This window comes from Kitasatospora xanthocidica (assembly GCF_014656195.1).
Classification (GTDB): Bacteria; Actinomycetota; Actinomycetes; order Streptomycetales; family Streptomycetaceae; genus Kitasatospora; species Kitasatospora xanthocidica.
Genome location: NZ_BNBY01000001.1, coordinates 537,575 through 563,299 on the forward strand (window position 1 = coordinate 537,575; position 25,725 = coordinate 563,299).

At 73.7% G+C, this 25,725-nt stretch carries 25 protein-coding genes and 1 pseudogene; 18 read left to right on the forward strand and 8 right to left on the reverse strand.

The window, feature by feature from the left end:
* Positions 1-52: 52 nt before the first annotated feature.
* Both IE332_RS02340 and IE332_RS02345 read left to right on the forward strand, forming a co-directional pair.
* Positions 53-685 (forward strand): NADPH-dependent FMN reductase, encoded by a 633-nt coding sequence (locus IE332_RS02340; protein ID WP_189913330.1) that lies wholly within the window; start codon positions 53-55, stop codon positions 683-685.
* A 43-nt stretch (positions 686-728) separates the two neighbouring features.
* Positions 729-1,697: an aldo/keto reductase gene (locus IE332_RS02345; RefSeq protein WP_189913331.1), complete on the forward strand. Its 969-nt coding sequence runs from the start codon at positions 729-731 to the stop codon at positions 1,695-1,697.
* 2 nt (positions 1,698-1,699) lie between these two features.
* Here the strand turns inward: IE332_RS02345 and IE332_RS02350 are convergent, their stop codons facing one another.
* Complete coding sequence (locus IE332_RS02350; RefSeq protein ID WP_189913332.1) at positions 1,700-2,302, reverse strand: hypothetical protein; 603 nt, start codon at positions 2,300-2,302, stop codon at positions 1,700-1,702.
* A gap of 263 nt (positions 2,303-2,565) precedes the next feature.
* Here IE332_RS02350 and IE332_RS02355 point away from each other — a divergent pair, with 263 nt between their 5' ends.
* On the forward strand, positions 2,566-3,066 hold the full coding sequence (locus tag IE332_RS02355; protein ID WP_189913333.1) for a hypothetical protein: 501 nt from the start codon (positions 2,566-2,568) through the stop codon (positions 3,064-3,066).
* Positions 3,067-3,114: 48 nt separating this feature from the next.
* Here IE332_RS02355 and IE332_RS02360 read toward each other — a convergent pair whose 3' ends face one another.
* A complete protein-coding gene (locus IE332_RS02360; RefSeq protein WP_189913334.1) occupies positions 3,115-4,584 on the reverse strand; it encodes an alpha/beta hydrolase family protein in 1,470 nt (489 codons plus the stop codon).
* Positions 4,585-4,888: 304 nt separating this feature from the next.
* Between IE332_RS02360 and IE332_RS41745 the strand changes: the two genes are divergently transcribed.
* A complete protein-coding gene (locus tag IE332_RS41745) occupies positions 4,889-5,197 on the forward strand; it encodes a putative quinol monooxygenase (RefSeq protein WP_189913335.1) in 309 nt (102 codons plus the stop codon).
* A 27-nt stretch (positions 5,198-5,224) separates the two neighbouring features.
* Here IE332_RS41745 and IE332_RS02370 read toward each other — a convergent pair whose 3' ends face one another.
* From IE332_RS02370 to IE332_RS02380, 3 genes are all read right to left on the reverse strand, one after another.
* Positions 5,225-6,142, reverse strand: coding sequence for a hypothetical protein (locus IE332_RS02370; protein ID WP_189913336.1), 918 nt, complete (start codon positions 6,140-6,142; stop codon positions 5,225-5,227).
* A 229-nt stretch (positions 6,143-6,371) separates the two neighbouring features.
* Positions 6,372-7,805, reverse strand: coding sequence for a metallophosphoesterase (locus tag IE332_RS02375; RefSeq protein WP_189913337.1), 1,434 nt, complete (start codon positions 7,803-7,805; stop codon positions 6,372-6,374).
* Positions 7,806-8,056: 251 nt separating this feature from the next.
* Positions 8,057-9,214, reverse strand: a complete 1,158-nt coding sequence (locus IE332_RS02380; RefSeq protein ID WP_189913338.1) for a LacI family DNA-binding transcriptional regulator — start codon at positions 9,212-9,214, stop codon at positions 8,057-8,059.
* Positions 9,215-9,559: 345 nt separating this feature from the next.
* Between IE332_RS02380 and hisC the strand changes: the two genes are divergently transcribed.
* From hisC to IE332_RS02405, 5 genes are all read left to right on the forward strand, one after another.
* On the forward strand, positions 9,560-10,639 hold the full coding sequence (gene hisC, locus IE332_RS02385) for a histidinol-phosphate transaminase (protein WP_189913339.1): 1,080 nt from the start codon (positions 9,560-9,562) through the stop codon (positions 10,637-10,639).
* 273 nt (positions 10,640-10,912) lie between these two features.
* On the forward strand, positions 10,913-12,325 hold the full coding sequence (locus tag IE332_RS02390) for an efflux RND transporter periplasmic adaptor subunit (RefSeq protein ID WP_189913340.1): 1,413 nt from the start codon (positions 10,913-10,915) through the stop codon (positions 12,323-12,325).
* Positions 12,326-12,327: 2 nt separating this feature from the next.
* Positions 12,328-13,131, forward strand: coding sequence for an ABC transporter ATP-binding protein (locus IE332_RS02395; RefSeq protein ID WP_189913341.1), 804 nt, complete (start codon positions 12,328-12,330; stop codon positions 13,129-13,131).
* Positions 13,128-14,342: an ABC transporter permease gene (locus IE332_RS02400; RefSeq protein ID WP_189913342.1), complete on the forward strand. Its 1,215-nt coding sequence runs from the start codon at positions 13,128-13,130 to the stop codon at positions 14,340-14,342. Before IE332_RS02395 ends, IE332_RS02400 begins: the two co-directional genes overlap by 4 nt.
* 11 nt (positions 14,343-14,353) lie before the next feature.
* On the forward strand, positions 14,354-15,016 hold the full coding sequence (locus IE332_RS02405; RefSeq protein ID WP_189913343.1) for a hypothetical protein: 663 nt from the start codon (positions 14,354-14,356) through the stop codon (positions 15,014-15,016).
* Positions 15,017-15,170: 154 nt separating this feature from the next.
* Here the strand turns inward: IE332_RS02405 and IE332_RS02410 are convergent, their stop codons facing one another.
* Together IE332_RS02410 and IE332_RS40570 are read right to left on the reverse strand one after the other, a co-directional pair.
* Positions 15,171-15,740, reverse strand: a complete 570-nt coding sequence (locus IE332_RS02410) for a DUF6529 family protein (protein WP_189913344.1) — start codon at positions 15,738-15,740, stop codon at positions 15,171-15,173.
* 4 nt (positions 15,741-15,744) lie between these two features.
* Entirely contained in the window at positions 15,745-16,308 is a 564-nt protein-coding gene (locus IE332_RS40570) for a COG4315 family predicted lipoprotein (RefSeq protein WP_229928228.1), read from the reverse strand.
* A 138-nt stretch (positions 16,309-16,446) separates the two neighbouring features.
* On the opposite strand from IE332_RS40570, the gene IE332_RS02420 reads away from it, so the two are divergent.
* From IE332_RS02420 to IE332_RS02435, 4 genes are all read left to right on the forward strand, one after another.
* Entirely contained in the window at positions 16,447-16,986 is a 540-nt protein-coding gene (locus tag IE332_RS02420; RefSeq protein WP_229928229.1) for a hypothetical protein, read from the forward strand.
* Positions 16,987-17,129: 143 nt separating this feature from the next.
* Entirely contained in the window at positions 17,130-17,543 is a 414-nt protein-coding gene (locus IE332_RS02425) for a hypothetical protein (protein WP_189913345.1), read from the forward strand.
* Positions 17,544-17,792: 249 nt separating this feature from the next.
* Positions 17,793-18,758, forward strand: coding sequence for a methyltransferase domain-containing protein (locus IE332_RS02430; protein WP_189913346.1), 966 nt, complete (start codon positions 17,793-17,795; stop codon positions 18,756-18,758).
* A 123-nt stretch (positions 18,759-18,881) separates the two neighbouring features.
* Positions 18,882-19,241, forward strand: a complete 360-nt coding sequence (locus IE332_RS02435) for a YciI family protein (RefSeq protein WP_189913347.1) — start codon at positions 18,882-18,884, stop codon at positions 19,239-19,241.
* 7 nt (positions 19,242-19,248) lie between these two features.
* Here IE332_RS02435 and IE332_RS02440 read toward each other — a convergent pair whose 3' ends face one another.
* Positions 19,249-19,929, reverse strand: a complete 681-nt coding sequence (locus IE332_RS02440) for a DUF4386 domain-containing protein (RefSeq protein ID WP_189913348.1) — start codon at positions 19,927-19,929, stop codon at positions 19,249-19,251.
* Positions 19,930-20,033: 104 nt separating this feature from the next.
* Here IE332_RS02440 and IE332_RS02445 point away from each other — a divergent pair, with 104 nt between their 5' ends.
* From IE332_RS02445 to IE332_RS02465, 5 genes and pseudogenes are all read left to right on the forward strand, one after another.
* Positions 20,034-20,759, forward strand: coding sequence for a TetR/AcrR family transcriptional regulator (locus tag IE332_RS02445; RefSeq protein ID WP_189913349.1), 726 nt, complete (start codon positions 20,034-20,036; stop codon positions 20,757-20,759).
* A gap of 146 nt (positions 20,760-20,905) precedes the next feature.
* Positions 20,906-22,213 carry an aspartate--tRNA(Asn) ligase gene (gene aspS / locus IE332_RS02450; RefSeq protein WP_189913350.1) on the forward strand — a complete coding sequence of 436 codons (1,308 nt, stop codon included), beginning with the start codon at positions 20,906-20,908 and terminating at the stop codon, positions 22,211-22,213.
* Between the two features lie 351 nt (positions 22,214-22,564).
* A pseudogene (locus IE332_RS02455) lies at positions 22,565-23,029 on the forward strand (sigma factor); the annotation flags it as partial.
* A gap of 245 nt (positions 23,030-23,274) precedes the next feature.
* Positions 23,275-24,063: a response regulator transcription factor gene (locus IE332_RS02460; RefSeq protein WP_229928230.1), complete on the forward strand. Its 789-nt coding sequence runs from the start codon at positions 23,275-23,277 to the stop codon at positions 24,061-24,063.
* Between the two features lie 15 nt (positions 24,064-24,078).
* Positions 24,079-25,632, forward strand: coding sequence for a sensor histidine kinase (locus IE332_RS02465; RefSeq protein WP_308437513.1), 1,554 nt, complete (start codon positions 24,079-24,081; stop codon positions 25,630-25,632).
* Positions 25,633-25,725: the final 93 nt, after the last annotated feature.

Below are 25,725 nucleotides of genomic sequence, written 5' to 3' on the forward strand. Positions count from 1 at the left end.
CAGCCTGGGCACGGTCTGGTTGGGGCCCGGGGGCGCGCCGAGAGTGGTGGCCATGGAGACGAACGCCAATGAGCAGCAGAGCACGAACAAGCAGCAGGGCGCGCACAAGCTGGTGATCATCCTCGGCAGTGTCCGGGAGGGCCGCTTCGGCCCGGTGGTGTCCTCGTGGGTGGCCGAGCAGGCCGCCGCGCACGGCGGCTTCGAGGTCGAGGTGGTGGACCTCGCCGAGGTCGAGCTGCCACTCGAACTGCCAGCCGCCTCACCGAAGTTCGCGGGCGACGGTTACCCCCGTCCGGCCGGGATGGCGAGGCTGACCGAGGCCCTGGAGGGCGCCGACGCCTTCGTCGTCGTCACGCCGGAGTACAACCACAGCTACCCCGCCTCGCTGAAGGCCGCCATCGACTGGCACTTCACCCAGTGGACGGCCAAGCCGGTCGCCTTCGTCAGCTACGGCGGCGCGGCCGGCGGCCGGCACGCCGTCCTGCACCTGGAGAACGTGCTGACCGAGCTGCACGCGGTGACCATCCGGGACGGCCTGGCCTTCCCCAACTACTTCACCGCCTGGACGGACGGCCGTCCGGACGACCCGCAGGCGCCCGGCTACGCCAAGGTCCTGCTCGACCAACTGGACTGGTGGGCGGGCGCGTTGAAGAACGCCCGGGCCGCCTCGCCGTACCCGGCGTGAAGCCCCGCGAGGGAGGAACGGAAACGAGGGAGGAGCAGGAGCGATGGAGTACCTGAAGCTCGCCGGTACCGACCTGGAGGTCAGCCGGATCGCGCTCGGCTGCATGGGCTTCGGCGGCTCGGGCGGCGGGCACAACCCGTGGGCGCTGGACGAGGAGGCCGCGGCGCCGGTCTTCCGGCGGGCGGTGGAGCTCGGCATCACCTTCTGGGACACCGCCAACGTGTACGGCGGCGGCGCCTCGGAGGAGCTGGTCGGCCGGGCGGTGCGGCGCTACACCCGGCGGGAGGACGTCGTCCTGGCGACGAAGGCGGGCCTGCCGATGCACGACGGCCCGGGCGGCTCCGGGCTCTCCCGGCGGGCGGTGCTGGAGCAGGTCGACGGTTCGCTGGCGCGCCTCGGCACCGACCACATCGACCTCTTCCAGCTGCACCGCTTCGACCCGGCGACCCCGGTCGAGGAGACGGTGGCGGCCCTGCGGGAGGTGGTCGACGCGGGCAAGGTCCGGTACGTCGGCGCCTCCTCGATGTGGGCCTGGCGGTTCGCCGAGCTGCGGTACGCCGCCGAGCGCTCGGGCGGCCCGGACTTCGTGTCGATGCAGCACCAGTACAGCCTGGTGCAGCGGGAGGAGGAGCGGGAGATGTTCCCGTTCCTCGCGGACCGGGGCGTCTCCAGCCTGGTGTGGTGCCCGCTGGCCTCGGGCCGGCTGGCCCGCCCGTACGGGGAGCGGACCGCCCGCTCGGCCGGGGACCCGGTCGCCCGGCGGTTCTTCGGGGACGTGGACCGGCCGATCGTGGACGCCGTCCAGGACGTGGCCGCCGCCCGCGGGGTGCCGATGGCGCAGGTCGCGCTGGCCTGGGTGCTGCGCAACCCGGTGGTCGCCGCCCCGGTCGTCGGCGCGACCCGCCCGGGCCACCTGGACGACGCCGCGGCCGCCGTGCGGCTGCGCCTGACCGACGCCGAGGCAGCGGCCCTGGAGGCGGCGTACACGCCCCGCCTGCCGACCGGTTTCTGAGCTCAACGGGCGGTGCGCCGACGGTAGTAGTGCACGGTGAGCACCGCGAGCAGCGGCCCCCAGGCGGCCAGCGGGAGGTAGCCGATCCAGAACACCACGGTCTGCCAGCCGTGGGTGACGATCCCGTCCCGGTCGCCCCGGATGGTCAGGCCTTGCGCGAACATCACCATCGCGTACGGGAAGACCATCAGGGCCGCCGAGCCCAGCCCGGCCGGGACGACGGCGGCGAGCACCGGGACGGGGCGCCCGCCGAGGACGGGGAGCCGGCGCGGCCACACCTCGCCCCAGCGGGCGACCAGGCCGAAGCAGAGGAAGGCCAGGGCCTCGCTGACCACGCTGAGGGCGAGGATGTACGCCCAGCCGCCGTCGAAGGAGGCCGGGTCCCGGTCCGGGGGCGTCGGGCCGTGGTCGAGCAGCGGCAGGCCGAGGACGAAGCCGCCGATCCGCCAGAGGCAGGAGGGCAGGACGGCCAGGGTGATGGCGTACGCGGTGCGGACGGCCCAGCGCGGGACGCCGGGCGCGGGTGTGCCGTGCAGCCGTTCGGCCAAGGTCGGTGCCGCGGTCGGTCCTGCAGTGGTCGGTGTCGCGGGCGTCGGTGCGTTCATGGTTCCGCCTCCGGTTCGGGGGGACGTCCGTCGTCCGCCGTCCGCCTTCGACGGTCCCGGAGATCCGGGGCGGGGGCGTCCTCGCCGGAGGTGAACCGGCTCCCCCTGGCGGGGGAACGGGCCGGTGCCGCGCGGGCGGAGGCGGCGGGGGGCCGGGTAGTACCCCGGTATGACGCCGGATCGGGCTCCCCGGTGTGACGAGTGGGAGGGGGCCGGCGCGGGAGGGTACGGGCACCGACCGAACGAGGCTGAAGGAGCCGAGCATGTCCCCGATCCACCGTCAGGTCAGCGCCGACATCCGTGCCGACGTCCGTGTCGCCGTCCGGGCCGGGCTGGCCCTGCCGGCCGCCGCGGTCGGTGCCGTGCTGGTGCTGGCCGGCCGGCCCGGGCGGGCCACCCGGTGGCAGGCGCGGGTGTCGGGGGGCCGGGGCTGGACCGGCGGCCGGGTGCTGGCCCGGGCGGCCCTCGGGCTGCCGCTGGACGCGCTGGCGCTGCTGGTCACGGGGTACGCGCTGTTCAACTCGGTGCGGAACTTCGGCTACCCGCTCTGGTACCTGGGCACGGACTACCACCAGGCCTGGGGCGGGCCGACCATGGCCGGGGTCTGGGCGGTGCACGCGACGGGCTGGGCGCTCTGCCTGTTCCTGCTGCTGCGCTGGCCGGTGCGGTGGATCGCGCGCGGCCAGCGGGCGCTGACCGTACGGCTGTCGGACGGCGGCTCGCCGTCCCCGGCCGCCCGGGTGGCGGTTCCGGCGACGGCGTGACCGCTGCCCCGGCCCCGGTCAGGGCCTCGGCCCCGGCCCTGGCCCCGGTCAGGGCAGCAGGAGCCCCCAGGACAGGGCCCAGGGCGTGAACAGCGCGGCGGCCAGCAGCAGGGCGCCGAGCCGGGCCCGGTCGAGGCCGGGGGCGGTGGCGAGGGCGGCCCGCCGTCGCAGGGCGGTGCCGGCGGCGACGACGGCCGAGCCCAGGGCGACCAGGGCGAGCAGCTGCACCGCCAGCCAGACCACCGGGCGGCCGAACAGCACCGGGCCGGGGAACATCGCGGCCGTGACCACCAGGAAGAGCAGGTAGCCGAGCCCGCCCAGCAGCGCGGCGGTGCCGGTGGCGGCGGCCCAGCGGGCGGCGCGGGGCAGGGCGTGGGGGCGCGGCCCGCGGCGGATCCGGCGGGCGGCGCCGGTCAGCGCGTAGCCCGCGAAGCCGGTCAGGCAGAGCAGGGTGGCGACGGCCTGGAACCAGGTGGACTCGTACCAGCGCAGCGGGGCGAGCTCCCGGCTGCGGGCGTCCTGGTGCGGGGCCGGGTCCGCGGAGGCGGTGGGGAGGGCGGTGGCGAGCCGCTGGATCCAGGCGGCCTCGGTCTCGGCGTAGTCCGCCGGCAGCCGGTCGGGCCGGTCGTACCCGGCGTCGTCGGTGACGTGCAGGTTGTGCCGGACACCGGGGACCGTCCGCAGCGTGTAGTGGGTGTTGCCGGCCCGGTCGAGGGCCTGCCGGATGATCGCGGCGCTCTCCTCGGGGGCGGCCTCGCGGTCGAGTGCGCCCCACTCGGCCAGGACGGGCTGGTGGATCCGCTCCCACACCGGCACCGGGTCGTAGCCGGCCTCGGGGAAGAGCCCGGCGGCGGACAGTACCCGGACCGACGTGTCCGGCAGCGCGGTGCGCAGCGAGCCGGTGACGCCGGCGTGGCGCAGGTACCCGTCGTACGCCCAGGCCTGCTGGCGGGCCGGGGTGAGGCCGACGGCGCCGGCGGTGACCAGGTAGGCGACGTCGGGGGAGCGGGTGGCGGCGAGCGAGACCACCCAGGCGCCCTCGGAGAGGCCCCACAGGCCGACCCGGTCGGGCGCGACCTCCGGCCGGGCGCGCAGCAGCCGGACGGCGGCGAGGGCGTCGTCGGCGAGCTGCCCGTAGTCGCGGTGGGTCATCGAGTAGCCGTCGGTGCGCTTGTCGAAGACCAGCGTGGTGATGCCGCGCCGGGCGTACGCCTCGGCGGCCGACCGCAGTTCGCCCAGCGGGCCGGGGCCGGCCCCGGGGATCAGGACCAGCCCGGGGCCGCGCTGCCCGGCCGTGGCGGTGGGCGGGGCGGTGGGCGGGGTCAGCACCAGGCCGTGCAGGACGGTGCCGCCGGCGCCCGCGAAGTCGACCCGGGTGGCGACCGGGTCGCCGGAGCCGGTCGCGGCGCCGGCCCGTCCCGCCCCGGGGAGCAGGACGGTCAGGGCTGCCAGGAGCGCGGTGACCAGCAGTGTCGTCGGTGCGGTGGTGCGCAGTGGCCCGTGGCGCCCGGTGCTCATCGCGGTCCTCCCCCGTGTCCGGTGTTCTCGGCGGGTCCAGCTTGTCCTGGCCAGGGGTGGTCGGGCGATGGTGGCCGCACCCCGACCGGGGGTGGGGAAATCCCCCGGTCGGTACGGGAACTGACGCTGTGACGGGCGATGACGGGCGGCGACGGGCGGTGGTTGGGCCGTACGGGTGAGCCCGGGAAGATCGGGGCGGTGCCGGTGGTTGGGCCCCGAAGACAGGCCAGGCCAGGACAAGGCCGGGCCAGGCCAGGACAAGGCCAGGCCAGGACCGGGCAGGACTCGACGGACGGGGGACGGGATGTCGGAGCGGATCACGGCGATCGCGCGGTTGCGGGCGAAGGCCGGGCGCGAGGCGGAGATGCGGGAGCAGGCACGGACGATGGTGGGGCCGAGCCTGGCGGAGCCGGGCTGTCTGTCGTACCGGAACTACGTGGACCCGGAGGATCCGGGGGTTCTGGTGGTCGTGGAGGAGTGGGAGTCCCGGGCGGCGTTCGACGCGCACCTGGCCAGCCCGCACCTGGCACGGTCGCTGGACCGCACGGCCGAGCTGCTGGCCGGTCCGCCGGAGTTGCGGGTGCTGACGGACGTGCCGGAGCCGACGCCGTAGCACCGGGGCCACGGCGGGGGATCGGGCTCAGGTGACGTCGTCGGGCCCGGTGAACGCGGGCGGGGTGTAGCCGGGCCCGGTGAAGTCGGGCGGGGTGAACGCGGCGGAGCGGTGGGTGCGGCCCTCCGGGTCGGTCAGTCCGTCCGGGCCGGGGCTGGTGAAGGAGGGCGAGCTGTAGCCGGGGCTGCTGAAGTCGGGGCTGCTGAAGTCGGGCCCCTCACCGGCTCGGGCCTCCGCACCGGCATGGCTCTCCTCGCCCGTGCGGCCCTCCGCCGCGGCGCGGGGCTCGGGGACGGCGGCTCCGGGCACCGGGGGGAGTGCGGCGTGCAGGTAGGGCAGCAGGCCGCGGTCGCGCAGGGCGGTGCGCCACTCGGTGCGGGCCGCGGCGAGTGCGGCGGCGAGCTCGGGGTCGGTGCCGGCCGGGGCGGCGGTGCCGTCGCGTATGGCGGTGAGGAGGAGGCCGACCATGCCGATGGCCATTGCGGCGACGCCGGCGGCGAGCGCCACCCAGCCGGCCGTGACCAGGGAGCGGGCGAGGACGAGGTCCGGGTCGGCGGCGCGCAGCAGGTAGCCGATGAGCAGCAGGAACACGGCGGCGGCCCAGGCCAGGATCGGGGTGAGCACGGTGAGGACGGGGAACAGTCCGGCGCCGCCGTTGGCGGAGCGCAGCTGGGTGAGCAGGCCGGGGGCGGTGGGCTCGACGCCGGGCGGTGGCGGGGGTGTGGCACGCAGGCTGTCGCGCAGCCGGGTGTAGTGCGCGTACTCGGTGGCGGCCGCGGCGTTGACGCCGTCGGCGTCGCGCAGCGCGCGGATGCGCAGTTGGTCGCCGGTGAGCGCGCCGGGGGCGCGCAGGGCGGTGAGGACGGTGCGGTCGCGCAGGGCTTCGGCGAGGAGGCGCTCGTACTCCGGGCGGTCCTCGGCGAGCAGTGGCGGGGGGTTGGACATGGGGACCCCGTTCGTGCGGACCCCGGTCCGCTCCGCCCCGGGGGCGCGGGCGCCCTCAGGACGCCGGAACGGGCCGCGGAGGCGGGCCGCCGGACGGGCGGCCGGGTGTGGTGTGCCTCATGGTAGGGGCGGGTGCACCCGGGTCGACAGTCGGTTTCCGGAATTTCGCGCCCCGGGCCGCGCGCGTGCGACGGCCCGGGCGCCGGGAACAACTGTTCGGCGAGGGGTCTCAGTTGACGGGCAGACGGGCGACGAGCAGCCGGCCTTCCATGGTCACGCCGCCGTCCATGGCCACCGCGAGGTCGTCCGCGTACACGTACGGTCCGGGGATGTGCGGCGGCTGGCCGTCGTCCGCGTGCACCGCGCCGGTGAGGTACGGGATGGGGCTGTGCCCGTGCACGATCCGGGTGCCGCCGTAGGTGTCGAGCAGCTCGTGGACGGCCGTCGGCCCGGCGTCGCCGCGGAAGGCGAACCGCTTGGTGAAGCGGCGGAAGCAGTCCCACCACTCGTCCACGCCGGCGTCGGCGAGCAGGGCGTGCACGGCGTCGTTGACGTCGGGGATGGACTCGCCGTACTCCAGGTACGCGGTGGTGTCGGAGTGCAGCAGCAGGTGGTCGTCCTCCAGCGCGATGGCGGGGAGCCGGGACAGCCAGCTGATGTGGTGCGCCTCCAGGCGGTCCAGGTCGTTCTGCTGGCCGCCGTTGAGCCGCCAGGCGGCGAGGAAGGAGGCGGTGCCGGCGGTGGACTGGACCGGCTCGTCGCCGTACTTGGCGGCGCCGAGGAAGAGCAGTTCGTGATTGCCCATCAGGGCGCGGCAGTAGCCGCCGGCCGCGGCGGCCTCGGCGGCGAGCTGCATGACCAGGTCGATGACGCCGATGCCGTCGGGGCCGCGGTCGGTGAAGTCGCCGAGGAACCAGATCCGGGCGCGGCCGGCCGACCAGTGGCCGTCGGCGTCGATCAGGCCCTGGTGGTGCAGTTCGGTGCGCAGCTCCTCCAGGTAGCCGTGCACGTCGCCGACGACGTAGACCGGGCCGGGCGGCTCGCCGGGGCCGGGGGCCGGGTACGGGTAGGTGGGGGCGGAGGGGTCGGGCAGCGGCGGGCCGAGCTCGATGGTCGGCGGGTCGTCGCGGCCGTCGCGGGCGTCGAGCTGGAGGGCCGGGGAGGGCTGGTCGGGGAGGGTCGGCTCGTAGCCGGCGCGGTCGTCGTAGCCGCCGTTGCCGCCGTTGTCCTCGTAGGCCGCGTGCTCCTGGTAGGTCGCCCGGTCCTGGCCGCCGTCGTACCCGGCCTGCTCCTGGGCGTCGTACGCCGCGTGCTCCCGGCCGTCGTAGGCCGGGCGTTCCTGGTCCCCGTAGCCGGGGCGTTCCTCGTACCCGGGCCGGTCCTCGTAGCCGGGGTGGTCCTGGTGCGAGAACGCCGCGGACTGGTCCACCGTCTGGCCCTGGGCGTGCACGGTGTGGCCCTGGCCCTCGGCCGTCCAGTGCTGTTCGAGGTAGCGGGCGCCGCCGTAGCCGCTGTACGTCTCGGCGTCGTACGGGGTGCCCTGGTAGCCCTGGGCGGGCTCGGGTTCGTAATAGGTGCCGTAGGGCAGCACGTCGAGGTCCGGCTGGTGGTTGGGGCCCGAGTGGGGGTGCTCGGGCCCGGGGAAGCGGTCCTCGGGTGTCATTCGCCCATCATAGGAAGACCACTCTCCCGGCGTCGTCACCTGGTGGGCATCCAATCCTCCGGAGCGTCAGCCGGGCGGCCCCGCAAGGTCCGTTTTGTCCCGGCTCGGTATGGTCTCGTCAGCTCTGGTCGGGCTGCTTTCGTGCTCGTCCGGCTCCGGTCGGTGTCCGGCCGGGGGCCGTCGGGGTGCCGGCCGGGCCCCGCCCCGGACGCCGGTCGGCGTCCCGACGGCGCCGGCCGGCGACAACGGGTCTAGACCTCGCCCGGGGGGCGGGGCGGGCTGACGGTGGTGCGCGGGCTCCGGCGCTGGGAGGACGCGCGGACGATCAGTTCGGTCGGCATCAGGGTGCCCGGGGGCGGTCCGGTGCCGGCGGTGCGGAACCGGGGCGGGAAGAGCCGGGCGATGTCGACGCCCGTCCCGGAGTCCACGCCCTCGATCGCGTCGATGAGCAGGTTGACCACGGTGGTGCCGATCTTGCGCGGCTTGAGCGAGAGCGTGGTGATCGGCGGCTCGGTGGTCGCGTAGACGTCGCTCTCGCTGCAGCAGACCAGCAGCAGGTCCTCCGGCACCCGCAGGCCGTACCGCCGGGCGGCGGCGAGCAGGTCGGTCCCGTTGGGGTCGAACAGCCCGTAGACGGCGTCCGGCCGGTCGGGGCGGGCGAGCAGCCGGTCGGCGGCGACCGCGCCGGCCGCCGGGTCGTGCGCGGGGTAGGTCTCGTAGACCGGCTCCTGCCCGACCTTGGCGCACCAGCCGAGGTAGGCCTCGGTGGAGAGCCGGGTGTAGGTGTCGGTGCTGGTCCCGGTGAGCAGGCCGATCCGGCGGGCGCCGGCTTCGGAGAGGTGGTCGAGGATGCCGAGCACGGCGGCCTCGTGGTCGTTGTCGACCCAGGCGGTGACCGGGCAGTTGCCCGGCTTGCCGTCGCTGACCACCGGCACGCCGGACCGGTACAGCTCGCTGACCAGGGGGTCCTGGTCGGGCGGGTCGATCACCACCGTGCCGTCCAGGGCGATGTTGCCCCAGACGTCGTGGCGCGAGGAGGCGGGCAGCACCACCAGCGCGTAGCCGCGGCCGAGCGCGGCACTGGTGGCGGCCCGGGCCATCTCGGCGAAGTACGCGAACTCGGTGAAGGTGAAGGGTTCTTCGCCGTACGTCGTGACGGTCAGCCCGATCAGGCCGGACCGTCCGGTGCGCAGGGTACGGGCGGCCGCCGAGGGGCGGTAGCCGAGGCGCTCGGCGACTTCGCGCACCCGGCTGCGGGTTTCGTCGGGCAGGCGGCCCTTACCGTTCAGCGCGTCGGAGACGGTGGTGATCGACACTCCGGCGGCTGCCGCCACATCCCGGATGCCGGCCCGCTCCAGACGCCGTGAGGTGGTGGGTCGCCGACCGCTCTGGTTGGCTGCTGCTGTCATGGCGGACCGATCGTATGGCTCCTGACAAGGGTCTGTGACCGGCGCATCGGGAGCCTTCGGAGATACGTTTCTCCAAGAGTGAGCCTGGGTGCGCCCCTTCGATACCCGCCCGAAACCAGGCTTCTTACCTCTGACATGTGCCAAAGGAACCAGGCAGAATGGCTGATCTGCGTCTGTAACCCGACCGGGCATCTCACTCCTACGGGTGAGGGCGGTCGGTATCGTGCAAGGCACCCGACCGGGGTGGTCCGGGCGCGTCAGGAGATCCCGGGTACGGAGGCGAACCCGTCCGTGGCGGGCGAGCGCACCGGACTGTTGTGCAACTTCTGGAAACGGAGTACGACCGTGAGCAGTGGTACGTCAGCGCAGGGCCCGCGGCTGCGGCCGACCCTGGACGGCATCCCCACCTACAAGCCCGGCAAGCCGGCCGGCGCCGACGCCTACAAGCTGTCCTCGAACGAGAACCCGAACGACCCGCTGCCCGGCGTGCTGGAGGCGGCGGTCGCGGCGGCCGGCTCGTTCAACCGCTACCCGGACATGGGCGTCACCGAGCTGACCGAGGTCCTCGCCGAGCGCTTCGGCGTGCCCGCCGAGCACATCGCCACCGGCACCGGCTCGGTCGGCGTCGCCCAGTCGCTGATCCTCGCCACGGCCGGCCCTGGCGACGAGGTGATCTTCGCCTGGCGCTCCTTCGAGGCCTACCCGATCATCACCCAGGTCGCGGGTGCCACGCCCGTCCCGGTGCCGCTCACCGCCACCGGCGACCACGACCTGGACGCGATGCTCGCCGCGATCACCCCGAACACCCGGCTGATCTTCGTCTGCAACCCGAACAACCCCACCGGCAACGTGATCCACCGCGCCGAGCTGGAGCGCTTCCTGGACGCCGTGCCCGGCGACGTCCTGGTCGTCGTGGACGAGGCCTACATCGAGTTCATCCGCGACCCCGAGGTGCCCAACGGCATCGACCTCTACCGCGACCGCCCGAACGTCTGCGTGCTGCGCACCTTCTCCAAGGCGTACGGCCTGGCCGGCCTGCGGGTCGGCTTCGCGATCGCGCACGAGCCGGTGGCGAACGCGCTGCGCAAGACCGCCGTCCCGTTCGGCGTCAGCCAGCTCGCCCAGAACGCCGCCGTCGCCTCGCTGCGCTCCGAGGAGGCGCTGCTGGAGCGGGTCGAGGGGCTCGTCCAGGAGCGCGCCCGGGTGGTCGCCGGGCTGCGCGCCCAGGGCTGGGAGATCCCGGACTCGCAGGCCAACTTCGTCTGGCTCTGGCTCGGCGAGCGCTCGGCGGACTTCGCCGCCGCCTGCGGCGCGGCCGGCGTGATCGTGCGGCCGTTCCCGGAGGGCGTGCGGGTGTCGATCGGGGAGGCCGAGGGCAACTCGATCTTCCTGCAGGTGGCGGAGGCCTTCCGCAAGTCGCTCTGACCTTCCCGTTCCCGCAGGGGCGTGCCGCTCGTCGGCGCGCCCCTGCGGCGTCTCCGGCCCGCCGTGCGCGGTCGGGCGCCCGTACCCGGCCGGCTCCCGGATGGCTGTGGATCGCTGGGAGCCTGCTGGGAGTTCGGCCAACGGCGGGCCACGAGGCGCCCAAGCGGGCCGCGCTGGGCGGATGTTCTGCCCGTAATGCCCGGATCCGCCCGGTCAGTCTTCTCCCAGCCGGCGCTCAGGGCTCCGCAAGAGCGCCCCGGGAAGCTGTCCGCCATGAAGGTCCTCCCACGGCGGCGCGGTGCCGTCCTCGTCAACTCCGCGCTCGGCGTGGCCCTGCTGGGCGGTGCGGCCCTGGTGTACACCACGGTCAGCGGCAGCTCCGGCCCGGCCTCGGCCAAGCCCGTGACCCGGACCGCGACCGTCGCCAAGGGCACCGTCCTGGCCACCGTGTCCGGAACCGGCACCCTGGTGTCTCCCACCGACGCGGCCCAGGATTTCACCACGGGCGGCAAGCTCACCGCGGTCAAGGTCGCGGTCGGGGACGCCGTCAAGAAGGGCCAGGTGCTCGCCACCGTGGACACCACGGCGGCCCAGCAGCAGGTGGACGCGGCCAGGGTGGCCCTCACCACGGCCAACGCCAACCTCACCAAGGCGCAGGCCGGGGTCACCACCACGACCACCGAGCCGCTGCCGGCCCCGGCCTCCGGGGGGTCCGGCGGCGGGACCGGCAGCGGCACCGGAGGGTCCGCCGGCGGTGGCGGACGCGGGGCGGGCGGGAGCAGTACGCCCGCCCCGCAGACCACCACCGTCACCACCACCAAGGTCGACGACGCGGCCGTCGCCCAGGCCGAGCAGCAGGTCGCCACCGCGCAGACCAACCTCTCCAACGCCCAGACGGCGCTGGCCGGGACCACCCTGACCGCCTCGCTGGACGGCACGGTCGCCTCGATCTCGAACAAGGTCGGCGACACCGTCGGGGCGACCGCCTCCGGCTCCACCGGTTCCGGATCCGCCAAGTCGACCGGCACGAGCACGGGTGCGAGCGCGCCCAGCGGCTTCATCGTGCTCACCAACCCGACCGGCATGCAGGTCACCGCGAACTTCTCCGAGCTCGACTCGCTCAAGCTGAAGAAGGGCGAGGCGGCCACCGTCACCCTGAACGCGCAGTCCGACACCAAGCTCAACGCGACCGTCCTGTCGGTCAGTTCGCTGCCCAGCGGCAGCGGCTCCGGCGGCGCGGCCGGCTCCGCCGCCGTCCAGTACGCGGCCACCCTGCAGCTGAGCGGCGACACCAGCACGCTGCGCACCGGCCTCAGCGCCACCGTCCAGGTGATCACCGGCGAGGCCGACAGCGCGCTGTCGCTGCCCACCGCCGCCCTGTCGGGCACCGGCACCTCCCGCACCGCGACCGTGGTGCACGAGGACGGCGCCACCGAGCGGGTCACCGTCGGGGTCGGCGTCGAGGGCGACAGCACGGTGCAGGTGGTCTCCGGGCTGAAGGAGGGCGACAAGGTCGAACTCCCCACCACCAGCGGCAGCAACGGCTTCCCGAACGGCTCCTTCCCGGGCGCCGGCGGCAACGGCCGGGGCGGCAACGGCGGCGGGGTCTTCCCCGGCGGTACGGGCGGCGGCGCAGGCGGCACCGGCGGTGGCGGCACGGGCGGCGGCCGGGGCGGTCGGGGCTGAGCATGCGTCACGTCATCGACAAGCGCGTCCCCGAGACGCCCGTGCCGGTGATCCGGATCCGCCGGCTCACCAAGTCGTACGGGCACGGCGACGCCACCGTGCACGCGCTGCGCGGCCCGGACGACCCGGAGACCGGCGAACCGCAGGGCGTCGGCCTGGACATCGAGCAGGGCGACTTCGTCGCCGTGATGGGCAGCTCGGGCTCCGGCAAGTCCACCCTGATGAACATCCTCGGCTGCCTCGACGTCCCGACCTCCGGCCGCTACCTGCTGGACGGCGTCGACGTCGGCCACCTGGACGAGCAGCAGCTCTCGCTGGTGCGCAACCGCAAGATCGGCTTCGTCTTCCAGTCCTTCAACCTGATCCCGCGCACCACCGCCCTCGCCCAGGTCGAGCTGCCGCTCGCCTACGCGGGCGTCCGGGCCGCCGAGCGGCGCCGCCGGGCGCTGGCCGCGCTGTCGCTGGTCGGCCTCGGCGAGCGCGCCGGGCACAAGCCCAACGAGCTCTCCGGCGGCCAGCAGCAGCGCGTCGCGGTGGCCCGGGCGCTGGTCACCGCGCCCGCGATGCTGCTCGCCGACGAGCCGACCGGCAACCTCGACAGCCGCTCCACGGAGGAGGTGCTGGCCCTGATCGACGGGCTCAACGCCACCGGCCGCACGGTCGTGCTGATCACCCACGAGGACGAGGTCGCGCGGCACGCCAAGCGGGTGCTGCGGCTGGTGGACGGCCAGATCGTGAGCGACCTCCGGCAGGCCCCGGTCGACGGACCGCCCCCTGCCCTCCACGACCTGGGAGTGCCCGCGTGATCCTCTGGCAGACACTCCGCTTCGCGGTCGGCGGCCTCGCCGCCAACAAGGTGCGCTCGGCGCTCACCATGCTCGGCGTGCTGATCGGCGTCGCCTCGGTGATCCTGCTGCTGGCGGTCGGCAACGGCTCGTCGGTCGCGGTCAAGGACTCGATCACCTCGCTCGGCACCAACTCGCTCACCGTCAGCTCCGGTTCGGCGGCCGGCGGCGCCCGGGCGGCCTCCTCGGTGAAGAAGCTGACGGTCGCGGACGCCAAGGCGCTGGCGACCGACGCCGGCGCGTCCACCGCGATCAAGTCGGTGGCCCCGGTCGTCACCACCAGCGGCACGGCGCTGTACGGGAACGTCTCGTACAGCCCGGGCTCGATCGTCGGCACCTACCCGGCGTACTTCGAGACCGCCAACCAGAAGGTCGTGAAGGGCGAGTACTTCACCGACGACGACGTGCTCGGCTCGCGCAAGGTCGCCGTGCTCGGCGCCACCACGGCCAAGCAGCTGTTCGACACCGAGGACCCGGTCGGCAAGCGGATCGTCCTCGGCGGCACGCCGTTCACGGTGGTCGGGGTGCTCCAGGCCAAGGGCGGCAGCGGCTTCACCGACCCGGACGACGTGGTGATCGCCCCGCTGCCGACGGTGCAGAACGCCTTCACCGGCTTCGGCGCGGTCAACCAGATCCTGGTGCAGGCCGCCTCGGCGGACACCACCACGGCCGCCCAGTCGGAGATCACCCGGGTGCTGCTCGCGGCACACGCGATCGCCGACCCGGGCAAGGCCGACTTCCGGATCACCAACCAGGCCTCCCTGCTCACGGCGCGGGAGAGCACCACCAAGACCTTCACGGTGCTGCTCGGCGCGGTGGCGGCCATCTCGCTGCTGGTCGGCGGGATCGGGATCACCAACATCATGCTGGTGACGGTCACCGAGCGGACCCGCGAGATCGGCATCCGCAAGGCGCTCGGGGCGCCGCGCGCGGTGATCCTCGGGCAGTTCCTGACCGAGTCGACGCTGCTGTCGGTGATCGGGGCCGGCCTGGGCGTGGCCGCCGGGATGGCCGGCTCGCACTTCAGCATCGTCGGCATCAAGCCGGTGATCATCCCCGAATCGGTGCTCGGCGCGTTCGGCATCGCCGTCGCCATCGGACTGTTCTTCGGCAGCTACCCCGCCAACCGGGCCGCCTCGCTGCGGCCGATCGACGCCCTCCGGCACGAGTAGGACTCCACTCCATGAGCAGCAAAGAGATCGCCCCGGTCAGCAGTACCCCGGCCGAGCAGGTCGCCCTGCTCTCCACCCCGCCGGACGCCCGCGACGTCAGCGCGGAACTGGCGGCGCCGCCCCGGCGGAAGCTGCCCTGGCTCAGCCTGGCGCTGGCCGGCGGCGTGATCGCCACGGGGGCGTTCGCGGGGGGCGTCTGGTACCAGCAGAACCACGGCTCCGCCGGGGACAGGTCCGCCCGGCCGACGGCTGCGGCGGGTGCCCAGCGGCCCGCCGGGGGCGGCGGGTACGGGCAGGGCGCCGGGGGCTACGGGCAGGGCGCCGGGCAGAACGGCGGCCGTCGTGGGGGCCAGGGCCAGGGTGCGGGCGCCGGTCAGGGCCAGGGCGGACAGGCCGGTTTCGCCCGGGGCACGGTAAAGGCCGTGGACGGAAACATCGTGTACCTGACAGACTCCAATGGCAACACCGTCAAGGTCACCACCGGCGACGCGACGAAGGTCCAGCTCAACAAGGAGGGCAAGGTCACCGATCTCCAGCCCGGCCAGAGCGTGACCGTCGTCGGCACCCCCGACGCCAACGGTGGCTACACCGCGAACCAGCTCGTCGAAGGAGCCGCAGCAGGCGGCTTCGGAGGCGGAGCCGGCGGCGGTAATCGGAACCCGTCCGGCGGCTGACCCGGAGCCCGACGGACGACCGCGAGGCCCTCGCCCCTTCGGGGGTGGGGGCCTTCGCGTGCGCCCGGCGCGGCTCGTCGTCGCGGTTCGTCATCGGTGCGGCGCGGCGTCTTCAGGACCGTGACGACGCCGGGGCCGGCCCGGCATCGGGGGCTCACAGGCCGGGCACGTGAAGGCCGTTCAGTTGCCAGAGGGCGGCGCTGTACCAGAGCAGGGCGATCAGGACGGTCAGGGCGCCGCCCGCCGTGGGCAGGGCCCAGCCGGGGAGCCGGGGGTGACGGACCACGACGACCTTGGTGACGAACGCGCCGTAGAGGAAGCACCCCGCGAACGAGTGCAGCGCGATCCGGCTGTCCGTCACCTGCACGCCGTACGCGGTGAGGCAGTGGTAGGCGACCGGGAGGGAGAGCAGGAACGCTCCCAGGCCGATCAGCCGGTGCCCGGTCCGGACCGACCGGGGTGCGGCGGGCAGGCCGGGCAGCCGGCCGTACATCCACAGCGCCAGCAGGAGCTGGACCAGGGCGAGGCCCAGCAGGGCGGTGCCGAGCTGGGCCTTGAGCTGGTTGGCGTCGGCGAAGCGGCGGCCGAAGAGGCCGCTCGTGTAATCGGGGGTGTGCGCCCGGCCGTACCAGAAGAGGCCGGCCGTCACCGCCACCGGCAGGAGCGCCCACAGGAGGCCGGAGGCCCGCCGGCGGGGACGGGACGGCCGCTCGACACGGTGCATCCGCTCAGTCGCCCTCGACCTTGTCACCCGCGGCGTTGACCACGTACCACTTGGCGCCGAAGGCGCTGGACTCCTCGCCGTTGGTGTCGCCCTGGGCCTTGTCGCCCTCGAAGTAGTAGAGCGGGTGGCCGTTGTAGACGACCTGGGACGTGCCGTCCTTGCGGGCGGTGGTGGTGAGCTTGGCCTGGTCGGCGCCGTGCGCGGCGGTGGGGGTTCCGGTGGTGAGGACCGGCGGCCAGGCGGTGGCGCAGGCGTCGTAGCAGGTCGGGGTGGGGGAGGTGTCCGCCTCGAACAGGTAGAGCGTCTTGCCCTGGGCGTCGACCAGGATGTTCTGGAACTTGCCGATGGTGGCCGCCGCGACCAGGGTGCCCGCACCGGTGGCTCCGGCGGACGGGCTCGGGCTGGCGCTCGGGCTTCCGCTCGGGCTCTCCGTCGAGGTCGTGAAGGGCGCCGCGGCTGTGGTGCTCGCCGCGGCCGTCGTCTTCTTGCTGCTGGAGCAGCCGCCGCACACCACGGTGATCAGGGCGATGGCGGCGGCCGTGGCGGCCACCGCGCGGGTGTTTCTCATGGGCTTCTCCCGGGCCGGGGTGGGAACTGGTGCCACCACTTCAGCCTGAACGGGCTCGGCCGCTTCACGAGGCACGCCAGCGGGTGGGCAAGTACACCCGTTTTGCTGGGTGGCCGTCATGCGGTAGATCTGACGATCATGACAAATGATCAGGTCAGCAGGCTCATCGGCGGCAGCTTCGGGCTCGCCTTCGTCCAGATGAACGCCGGGACCCTGCCGACGGCCGCCGCCGCTCCCCTCCGGGTGCTCGCGATCCTCGCCTTCCTCCGGATCGTGCTGACCCGGCGACGTCCGGCCGAAGCCGTCGCCGGTGAGGCGAGACCCCCGCGTGGGCCGGGCTTCGGGCGGGGCTACTGGTACGTCGTGGCGGCCGAGGTGCTCGGGCTCGGCGTCGGCCTGTACGTGATCGCCAATGTGCTGAACACGCCGACCGCGTCCGTGGCCTGGATCGCGTTCGTGGTCGGCGTGCACTTCTTCGGGCTCGCCGTCGTCTGGAAGCGGGCCGCGCTGCACGTCCTCGCCGGGTCGATGGCGGTCTGCGGTGTCGTCGGCCTCGTCCTGGCCGCCTGCGACGTCTCCAAGCCGGTCATCGCGGTGGTCTCCGGCATCGTCCCGGGTCTCCTCCTGCTCGGCTCCGTCCTCTGGTCCGGCCGTTCCGCCGCTGCCACCGCTCAGTGACCCTCACCGGCGGCCCCTCGCCCCTCCGCGCGGGGCCGCCGGTGTGTGTGCCTAGCCCCACCCCCCTGTACGGCTGGACCCGTATGGGGGCGCTCGCCCGCTCCGTAGCGTCGATTCCACAACGACCCGGAGGGAAAAGAACCATGGCGACCGTCGCGACCACCCAGTCCACCTTCACCACGATCAAGAAGTGCGTCGTGCTCTTCGGCGCCGTGAGCGCGATCGTCCTCGGCACGGTCGCCGTGACGGCCTTCACCGGCCACGAGGCGACGCCGTTCATGTGGATCCGCGCTGTCATCCTCCTCGGCGCCGCCCCGCTGGTCCACCGGATGGTCTCCCAGGCCGCCGCCGGGTCCTACCGGGCCTTCGACCGGGTCCGCACCCTGGCCAGGGTCATGCCGGTCGCCGTCATCGGGGTCGATCTGATCCCCGGCCTCTGCCCCGCCTGGTACGTGGTCCTCCAGGGGATCTCCGCCCTCGCCCTGGTCGCGGTCGCCGTCCTCACCCACGGCTCCGCGCTGCGCGCCGCTTTCCCGAAGCCCTCCGAGGGCAGGTGAAGCGTGGGAAGTCGGCCCCGCCGACTTCCTGTGCGGGCGTTCTGCCCGCGTAGCTGTCACCAAGGATTTCTGCGAATTTCCTACTTCCTCGATTCACAAGTCTTGACCCTTTGTTCACAACTTCGGGAGCATCGGGGGCGCCGACCGCGGGGGAGAGCAAGACGGCCGGCCGGTCCTTTGCGGGTTCATCGAGCAGGCGGCCGGGTGTACCCCGACGTCTGTGATCACCCACGAAGGGAACGACCGGGCATGACGACTGTTCTGCACAGCGACCAGCAAGTCCTGCGTGCCAGAGCCGACTTGGCCACCGAGGTCGAGCGAGCGGGCTCGGCGCTCTCCGCCCGGGTGGTCGACGCGTTCCTCACCGTGCCGCGACACCCCTTCGTCCCGGTGTTCTACCGCGAGGAGAGCGGTCTCCATCTCCCCTGGCGCGAGGAGGACTTCGCGGACGACTCGTGGCTCGCGGAGGTCTACGCCGACCGGGCGCTGATCACCGAGGTCGACGGCGTGCACGCCGAGGATGCCGCGCCGGGAGGATTCCGCGGCGGGATCGCGACCTCCTCCGCCACCCTGCCGAGCCTGCTCGCCGAGATGCTCGACGCGCTCGACGTCCGGCCCGGCAGCCGGGTGCTGGAGCTCGGCACCGGCACCGGCTACACCGCGGCACTGCTCTGCCACCTCGCCGGCTCGGCCACCGTCACCACCGCCGACCGCACCGGGCAACTCGTCGACAACGCCCGCACCCGGCTGTACGACAACGGCTTCGAGCCGACCGTGGTCCGGGCCGAGGCCGCCGACGGCTCCGACGGCCACCCGGCCGGAGCGCCGTACGACCGGATCATCGCCACCCGAGGCGTCCGCCGCATCCCCCGGGCCTGGCTCGACCAGTGCGCCCCGGGCGGCCTCATCGTCGCCCCGGTCCGCGGCGCGGTGGCCCGGCTCACCAAGCTGGCGGACGGCCGCGCCGTCGGCCGCTTCCTGCCGAGGAACCCGGGCGAGGCCCGGGCGACGGAGGCGACCGACTCCCGCGTCCTCGACGACCCCGCCTTCTCCTTCTGGGCCGCCCTCCACCCCCAGGACCTCCAAGCCGCCCACACCTCCTGGCTCGCCCACCACCGCCCCCGCCGCGAGTGGTTCACCCTCGAAGCCGGCCCCGGCGCCCAGCACATCACCCACACCACCCCGGACGGCACCACCCTCACCTGGGCCCTCTGACGCCTCGCGCGGGAAGTCGGCCCGCCCGACTTCCCGCGCGACGGTGCAGGCGCGACCGGCCGGTCGGTGACGTCCGGTGCTGTGAGCCTCCGCATCCGCGTGGTGCGGTGTCAGGATCGCGGGATGAAGTACCTGGTGCTGATGTACGCGGACCCTGCGGCGACGGCGGCGATGACCGGGGAGCAGCGGGCGGAGGTGTTCCGGCGGCACGAGGCGCTGCACCGGGACCTGGAGGGCTCGGGGGAGATGCTGAACGGGGCGGGGCTGGCGTTTCCGGCGGACACGACGACGCTCCGGTGGACCGGGGAGGGGGTCACGTCCTCGGGCGGGCCGTTGGTGGCGGCCGATGAGCACCTGACGGCGTACTACGTCGTCGAGTGCGCGAGCCCCGGGCGGGCGCGGGAGATCGCGGAGCGGGTGCTGGACTTCCATGTGGTGGCGGTCGAAGTGCGGCCGGTGCACGACCACTTCGGGATGGAGTGACACATGGTCAGGCGGTCGCGGTCGCCGTCGGGGTGAATCCCTTGGTGAGGAGCCGGACGGCCAGGCAGAGTTCCCAGGCGAACACCGGGACGGCGGCGAGCATCCCGGGTCCCGAGACCTGCTCGTAGGCCCCGAACAGGACGGCGATCGCGGAGGCGAAGATCAGCGCGCCGCCCGCCAGGCCGAGGACGGCGATGGGGCGCGGGACGAGCCGGCTGCGGTACAGCAGCAGGGCGAGGAGCGCGGTGTTGGCTCCGCAGATGAAGTTGGGGCCGAGCAGGAACGTCCAGTCGTGGACGGCGGCCAGGGCCTTGCCGGTGGTGAGGAGCGCGCCCGGATCGGCGCCGGTGGGTGGCTTGCGGCGGAGGGTCACGACGGCGAGCAGGCTGACGATGCCGACGGCGATGACGGCGGCTTCCAGGGTGCGGAGGGCGACGTAGCCGGTGGCGAGGGCTTCGTGGCGGCGCCGGGTGACGGGGTGCAGGGTGACCGCGGTGCCGACGACGGAGAGCGTGAGGAGCACTTCGAGCAGGGCGCCCAGGAGGATCCGGCTGTCGGTGCCGGCGCCGGTCACGTAGTCGGCGGTCTTCAGGAGCGGGCCATACAGGATGAGCCCGCCGATCGAGGTGACGTGGGTGGCGAGGAAGCACGCGCCCGCTGCTGTCGCGAGCGTTCTCGGTGTGGCCATGGGGGGCTCCTTGGATGCCGGGGCGAATGAGGTGTACGCCGTACACCTTCGTCGAGGACGCTAGGGTGTACCCCGTACACCTGTCAAGGGAGATCGGCGGGACCATGGCCCAACAGGCAGACACCGAGCGCCGGAAGCCGCTCAACCGGGACCGCGTGCTGCGGGCGGCCGTCGCGCGCGCCGACCAGTCCGGGTACGAGGGGCTGAGCATGCGCGGCCTCGCCCAGGAGCTGGGCGTCGTGCCGATGGCGCTCTACAAGCACGTGGCGAACAAGGAGCAGCTGCTCGACGGCATGGTCGAGCTGGTGGTGGGCGAGATCGATCCGCCGGCCGAGGGCCCCGACTGGCGGTTCGCGGTCCGGGCGCGCGTCCTGTCGGCGCGGCGGGCGCTGCTGCGGCACCCGTGGGCGCTGCGGGTCATCGAGTCCCGGGGCACTCCGACACCGGCCGTGCTGGACTACCTGGACTCGGTGATCGGGACGTTCCGGCGCGGCGGCCTGTCCGTCGACCTCACCCACCACGCGATGCACGCCCTGGGCAGCCGGGTCTGGGGCTTCACCCAGGAGCTGTCCGTCGCCTCTCCGGGGGCCGGCGGCGGCAGCGAAGGCGGCGACGTCGACGTCGACGAAAGGGCGTTGGCGGCCATGGCGGCGATGGCGGAGCGGTACCCGCACATCGTCGAGATCGCCACGGCCGGCCGGGCCCACGACGGGGCGTCGGTCGTCGGTGGCGGCTGCGACGACCAGTTCGAGTTCGAGTTCGCCCTCGACCTCCTCCTCGACGGCGTCGCACGGCTCCACGCGCAGGGCTGGACGTCCGAGCGGGGGTGAGCACCGGGCTGCCGGGAGAAACCGCCGGGAGAAATGCGGGCGACTGCGGCGAGCGGGACCGCCTAGGGTGGGCGCGTCCCCCGGGCGGCCGTTTACCGCCCGTCGTCGGCGCGACCAACGCGCCCGCAACCCAGGGAGTTGCCGCTATGTCGCGCACCCTCGTCGCAGACCTCCAGGCCCGGATCGAGGAGACGGTCACCGTCTACGGCTGGGTGAACACGCTGCGGCTGCAGCGGCGCATCCAGTTCGTCCTGGTCCGCGACCACACCGGCCTCGTGCAGGTCACCCATCCGCGCGGTGGTGAGGGTGACGCCATCGAGGCCGCCTTCGAGCGCGTGACGGTCGAGTCGGCCGTGAAGATCACCGGCAGGGTCGTCGCCAACCCGCAGGTCAAGCTGGGTGGTCTGGAGATCGTCCCGTCCCGGGTGGAGATCGTCTCGCTCGCCGAGCCGAAGCTGCCGATCGACGAGAAGACCGGCATCGACCAGCGGTTGGACTGGCGCTTCCTCGACGTCCGGCGCCCCGCCCAGCACCTGGTGTTCGACGTCCAGACGACCGTCGAGCGCGCGATGCGCGAGGTGGCCGCCGAGGAGGGGTTCACCGAGCTGCACACGCCGAAGCTCATGGGCACGGCCTCCGAGTCCGGCGCCGAGGTGTTCGAGGTCGGCTACTTCGGCCGTACCGCCTACCTGGCCCAATCCCCCCAGTTCTACAAGCAGATGGCGATCGCCGGCGGCATCGACAGGGTCTTCGAGATCGGGCCGGTGTTCCGGGCCGAGCCGTCCTTCACCTCCCGGCACGCCACCGAGTTCACCGGCGTCGACGTCGAGATCGCCTGGGTCGACGGCGTCGAGGACGTGATGGCCTTCGAGGAGCGGATGCTGCACCGCGTCCTCGCGGCCGTGGCCGAGCGCCACGGTGCGGCGGTCGCCGAGCACTTCGGCACCCCGGTCGTCGTTCCGGAACTGCCGTTCCCCCGGATCACGATGGCGGACGCCCTGGCCCGGCTGCGGGCCGCGGGCTGGGACCCGGCGGGGGTGAAGGAGGACCTCGACCCGGAGGGCGAGCGCACGCTGTGCGCCCTGATCGCGGAGGAGACCGGGCACGAGTTCGTCTTCGTCACCCGCTTCCCGGCGTCCGTCCGGCCGTTCTACCACCTGCGGCCGGAGGACGACCCGACCGTCACCGAGTCCTTCGACCTGCTCTGGAAGGGCGTGGAGATCACCACCGGCGCCCAGCGCGAGCACCGCTACGACCGGCTGGTCGCCCAGGCCCGGGAGAAGGGCATGGACACCGGGCCGCTCTCCGGCTACCTGGACTGCTTCCGGTACGGCACCCCGCCGCACGGCGGTCTGGGCCTGGGACTCGGCCGGCTGCTCATGCTCGCCCTGGGCCTGCCGTCGATCCGCGAGGCGACCTTCCTCTTCCGGGGGCCGCACCGCCTGGAGCCGTAGGGCCGCGGGTACGGATGGCTCGGCGCAGGAAGTCGGCCCGGCCGACTTCCTGCGCTCTCCGCGTCCCTGGCCTTCCTCGGTGTTTCTCAGTACCTGACGGCCTCGCGCATCGTCACGGCGTCGGTGAACTCGGCCTGCGGCGCCTGGATCTCGTGACGCGGTGGCCGGAAGCCGTCGGATCGGGCCGGATCGGGACGCGCCGGAACGGGGTGCGGCGTCCAGGGCGTCACACTCCGGTGTGCTGTCCTGTCGCATGGGTGAGGGGACCACCGAGGGCGAGGCGAAGGGGTGGGGAGCGCGGTGCGGAGCGACGGAGTGAACGGGCTGCCGGAACAGGGTGTGGGCGCGATCATGGGCGAGCGGCGGCGGTTGATCAACCTCGCGTACCGGTTGCTCGGCTCGTCGGCCGACGCCGAGGACGTGGTGCGGGAGACCTACGCCCGCTGGTACGCGATGCCCCGGCGGGAGCGGGAGGCGATCGGTTCGCCCGGCGGCTGGCTGACGACGGTCGCCAGCCGTATCTGCCTGAACGTCCTGGGCTCGGACCGGGTGCGGCGGGAGTGGGCGGGCGCCGGGCCGGTCGCGGCGGCGGATCCGGCGGACGTGATCACCCTGGACGAGTCGGTCGGCATGGTCTCCCTCGTCGTCCTGGAGTCGATGGCGCCGGCCGAACGCGTGGCCTTCGTCCTGCACGACGTCTTCCAGTACCCGTTCGCCGAGGTGGCCGCGGTCGTCGGACGGTCGTCGGCGGCCTGTCGGCAGCTGGCCTTCTCGGCGCGCCACCGGATCCGGGTCGCGCAGGAGGCGGCGACGCCGGTGGAATTCCTGCCGGTCCGGGGGTGAGGTAGGTCATACCGCTCGGGGCGTGGGGGCGGGCACTGTTTCCCGGGGGCGTACTGGGCGTGTTCACGCCCGTCCGCACACCATCGAGCGCCCCTCTATGGCCTTGTCGTCGTAAAACCGACCGATAAGGTGTTAATCCAACATTCATCCATGCCGCATAGCCTCCGAGGGCTAGCCTCATGCTCAACGTCATCGTCCGACCAGGAGGCGAAAGCCCCGTGCAAGGCACTGTCACCACACCAGGCGGCTCCACGGTGGCCGGGGGCCAGGGCGAGGCGTTCCTGCTCGTCGTGGACGACGAGCCCAACATCCGCGAACTGCTCTCCGCCTCGCTGCGCTTCTCCGGATTCCGGGTCGCCTCCGCCGCCAGCGGCACCGAGGCGCTCGAACTGATCGCCACCGAGCGCCCCGACCTGGTCGTGCTCGACGTGATGCTCCCCGACCTCGACGGGTTCACCGTCGTCGAGAAGCTGCGCGAGCGCACCAGCCGCGGCCAGATAGCCGGGCCGGCCCACGGGCACCCCGGCGACCACCTGCCCGTCCTCTTCCTCACCGCCAAGGACGGCGTCGGCGACAAGGTGCAGGGGCTCGCCGCGGGCGCGGACGACTACGTCACCAAGCCGTTCAGCCTGGAAGAGCTGATCGCCCGGATCCGGGCCATCCTGCGCCGGGCCGGCGGGCCCGCCGAGGACGGCCGGCTGCTCGTCGCCGACCTCAGCCTCGACCCGGTCGCCCACGAGGTCACCCGCGCCGGTACCCCGGTCTCGCTCTCCCCGACCGAGTTCAAGCTGCTGCACTACCTGATGGCCAACGTCGGCCGGGTGGTCTCCAAGGCGCAGATCCTCGACCACGTCTGGGCCTACGACTTCGGCGGCGACCTCTCCATCGTCGAGTCGTACATCTCCTACCTGCGCCGCAAGCTCGACTCCGGCCCGGCGCACGGCCCCAAGCTGATCCACACCGTGCGCGGCATCGGCTACGCGCTGCGCCGCCCCCCGCAGGGCTGACCGGTACCGGCCCACGTGTTCGCCCGCTCCTCCTCACGACCGTCGTCGCAGCGCTCGTCCTCACGACGGCTGTCCCTGCGCCGGCTGTCGCTGCGCGCCCGGCTGCTGGTGCTCGTGCTCGCCCTGGTCACCACCGGTCTCGCGGTCAGCGACGCCTTCGTGCTCGGCACCGTCCGGGCACAGCTGGTGGAGCAGCTGGACGAACAGCTCCAGCGGTACGGGCCGCCGCTCTCCCGCAAGCCCCCGGGCCGGATGGCCACGCCCGACCCCAACCGGCCCGCCGTCACCGGGCGGCGGGTCAGCCTGCCCAGCCAGTACCTGGTGCAGTACCTGTCCTCGGACGGCAAGGTGCAGGCGGTGATGCGCCAGCCCGTCTCGGACAGCGACCCGGCGCCGCAGCTGGCCGGCCTGGACCCGGCCCGGACCGCCCCCGACGTCCCCTTCGACCTGCCCGACCAGCGCGGCAACCACAACTGGCGGGTGCTGGTGCTGCCGCTCCAGGCGCCCCGCCAGCCCGCCGGCGGCACCAGCGTGTTCGCCTCGCCGGTCACCCCGGCGTACGTCATGGTGGCCGTCTCCCGCGAGGACATCGACGCCACCCTGGGCAAGCTGAACACCTCCTTCCTGGCGATCGGCGGGGCGGTGCTGGTGCTGATCGCGGCGCTCGGCTTCTTCGCCGTCCGGGCCGGGCTGCGGCCGCTGCGGCGGATCGAGGAGGGCGCCGAGCGGATCGCGGCCGGCGAACTGTCGCACCGGATGCCCGAACTCTCCCCGGGCACCGAGGTCGGACGGCTGTCGAACGCGCTCAACGGGATGCTCACCCAGATCGAGGCGGCCTTCGCGGCCCGCGCCGAGTCCGAGGCCCGGATGCGACGGTTCGTCGCGGACGCCTCGCACGAGCTGCGCACCCCGCTGGCCGGGATCCGCGGCTTCGCCGAGCTGTACCGGATGGGCGCGCTGCCCACCGAGTCGGACGTCACGCGCACCATGAGCCGGATCGAGAGCGAGGCTGACCGGATGGGCGCCCTGGTCGAGGACCTGCTGGTGCTCGCCCGGCTGGACGAGGAACGGCCGCTCGACCTCGCCCCGATGGACCTGCGCACCCTCGCCGCCGACGCGCTGCACGACCTCACCGCGCTCGACCCCAGCCGGCCGGTCGCGCTCACCGGCCCCGCCGGCCAGGGGTCGCCCGGCGCGGCGCCCGTCCTCGGCGACGAGGCACGGCTGCGGCAGGTGGTCACCAACCTGGTCGGCAACGCGGTCAAGCACACCCCGACCGGCACCCCCGTGCGGATCGGCGTGGGGGCCGGGCCCGACGGAGTCTGCCTGCTGGAAGTCGCCGACGCCGGCCCCGGCCTCACCGAGGAACAGGCCCAGCGGGTCTTCGACCGGTTCTTCCGGGTCGACGCCTCGCGCAGCCGGGACAACGGCGGCGGCGCCGGACTCGGCCTCGCCATCGCCACCGCCCTCACCCGGGCGCACGGCGGCACCCTCACCCTGGACACCGCGCCGGGCGAGGGCGCGACATTCCGGGTCGAACTGCCCGATCACGGCGACCGGGATTCCTGAGGAAATGTCGACTCGTCAATTCTGTTGCCGAACAGGAGAATTCGGGGCGCGCTCATTGCCGGAATCCGGCATGGAGCGTCAAGAAAGCGTCTG

What these genes read in the sequence shown, in the direction of transcription:
- IE332_RS02340 (WP_189913330.1), top strand. Translation starts at nt 53, where the DNA reads ATGGAGACGAACGCCAATGAGCAGCAGAGCACGAACAAGCAGCAGGGC.
- IE332_RS02345 (WP_189913331.1), top strand. Translation starts at nt 729, where the DNA reads ATGGAGTACCTGAAGCTCGCCGGTACCGACCTGGAGGTCAGCCGGATC.
- IE332_RS02350 (WP_189913332.1), bottom strand. Translation starts at nt 2,302, where the DNA reads ATGAACGCACCGACGCCCGCGACACCGACCACTGCAGGACCGACCGCG.
- IE332_RS02355 (WP_189913333.1), top strand. Translation starts at nt 2,566, where the DNA reads ATGTCCCCGATCCACCGTCAGGTCAGCGCCGACATCCGTGCCGACGTC.
- IE332_RS02360 (WP_189913334.1), bottom strand. Translation starts at nt 4,584, where the DNA reads ATGAGCACCGGGCGCCACGGGCCACTGCGCACCACCGCACCGACGACA.
- IE332_RS41745 (WP_189913335.1), top strand. Translation starts at nt 4,889, where the DNA reads ATGTCGGAGCGGATCACGGCGATCGCGCGGTTGCGGGCGAAGGCCGGG.
- IE332_RS02370 (WP_189913336.1), bottom strand. Translation starts at nt 6,142, where the DNA reads ATGTCCAACCCCCCGCCACTGCTCGCCGAGGACCGCCCGGAGTACGAG.
- IE332_RS02375 (WP_189913337.1), bottom strand. Translation starts at nt 7,805, where the DNA reads ATGACACCCGAGGACCGCTTCCCCGGGCCCGAGCACCCCCACTCGGGC.
- IE332_RS02380 (WP_189913338.1), bottom strand. Translation starts at nt 9,214, where the DNA reads ATGACAGCAGCAGCCAACCAGAGCGGTCGGCGACCCACCACCTCACGG.
- IE332_RS02390 (WP_189913340.1), top strand. Translation starts at nt 10,913, where the DNA reads ATGAAGGTCCTCCCACGGCGGCGCGGTGCCGTCCTCGTCAACTCCGCG.
- IE332_RS02395 (WP_189913341.1), top strand. Translation starts at nt 12,328, where the DNA reads ATGCGTCACGTCATCGACAAGCGCGTCCCCGAGACGCCCGTGCCGGTG.
- IE332_RS02405 (WP_189913343.1), top strand. Translation starts at nt 14,354, where the DNA reads ATGAGCAGCAAAGAGATCGCCCCGGTCAGCAGTACCCCGGCCGAGCAG.
- IE332_RS02410 (WP_189913344.1), bottom strand. Translation starts at nt 15,740, where the DNA reads ATGCACCGTGTCGAGCGGCCGTCCCGTCCCCGCCGGCGGGCCTCCGGC.
- IE332_RS40570 (WP_229928228.1), bottom strand. Translation starts at nt 16,308, where the DNA reads ATGAGAAACACCCGCGCGGTGGCCGCCACGGCCGCCGCCATCGCCCTG.
- IE332_RS02420 (WP_229928229.1), top strand. Translation starts at nt 16,447, where the DNA reads ATGACAAATGATCAGGTCAGCAGGCTCATCGGCGGCAGCTTCGGGCTC.
- IE332_RS02425 (WP_189913345.1), top strand. Translation starts at nt 17,130, where the DNA reads ATGGCGACCGTCGCGACCACCCAGTCCACCTTCACCACGATCAAGAAG.
- IE332_RS02430 (WP_189913346.1), top strand. Translation starts at nt 17,793, where the DNA reads ATGACGACTGTTCTGCACAGCGACCAGCAAGTCCTGCGTGCCAGAGCC.
- IE332_RS02435 (WP_189913347.1), top strand. Translation starts at nt 18,882, where the DNA reads ATGAAGTACCTGGTGCTGATGTACGCGGACCCTGCGGCGACGGCGGCG.
- IE332_RS02440 (WP_189913348.1), bottom strand. Translation starts at nt 19,929, where the DNA reads ATGGCCACACCGAGAACGCTCGCGACAGCAGCGGGCGCGTGCTTCCTC.
- IE332_RS02445 (WP_189913349.1), top strand. Translation starts at nt 20,034, where the DNA reads ATGGCCCAACAGGCAGACACCGAGCGCCGGAAGCCGCTCAACCGGGAC.
- aspS (WP_189913350.1), top strand. Translation starts at nt 20,906, where the DNA reads ATGTCGCGCACCCTCGTCGCAGACCTCCAGGCCCGGATCGAGGAGACG.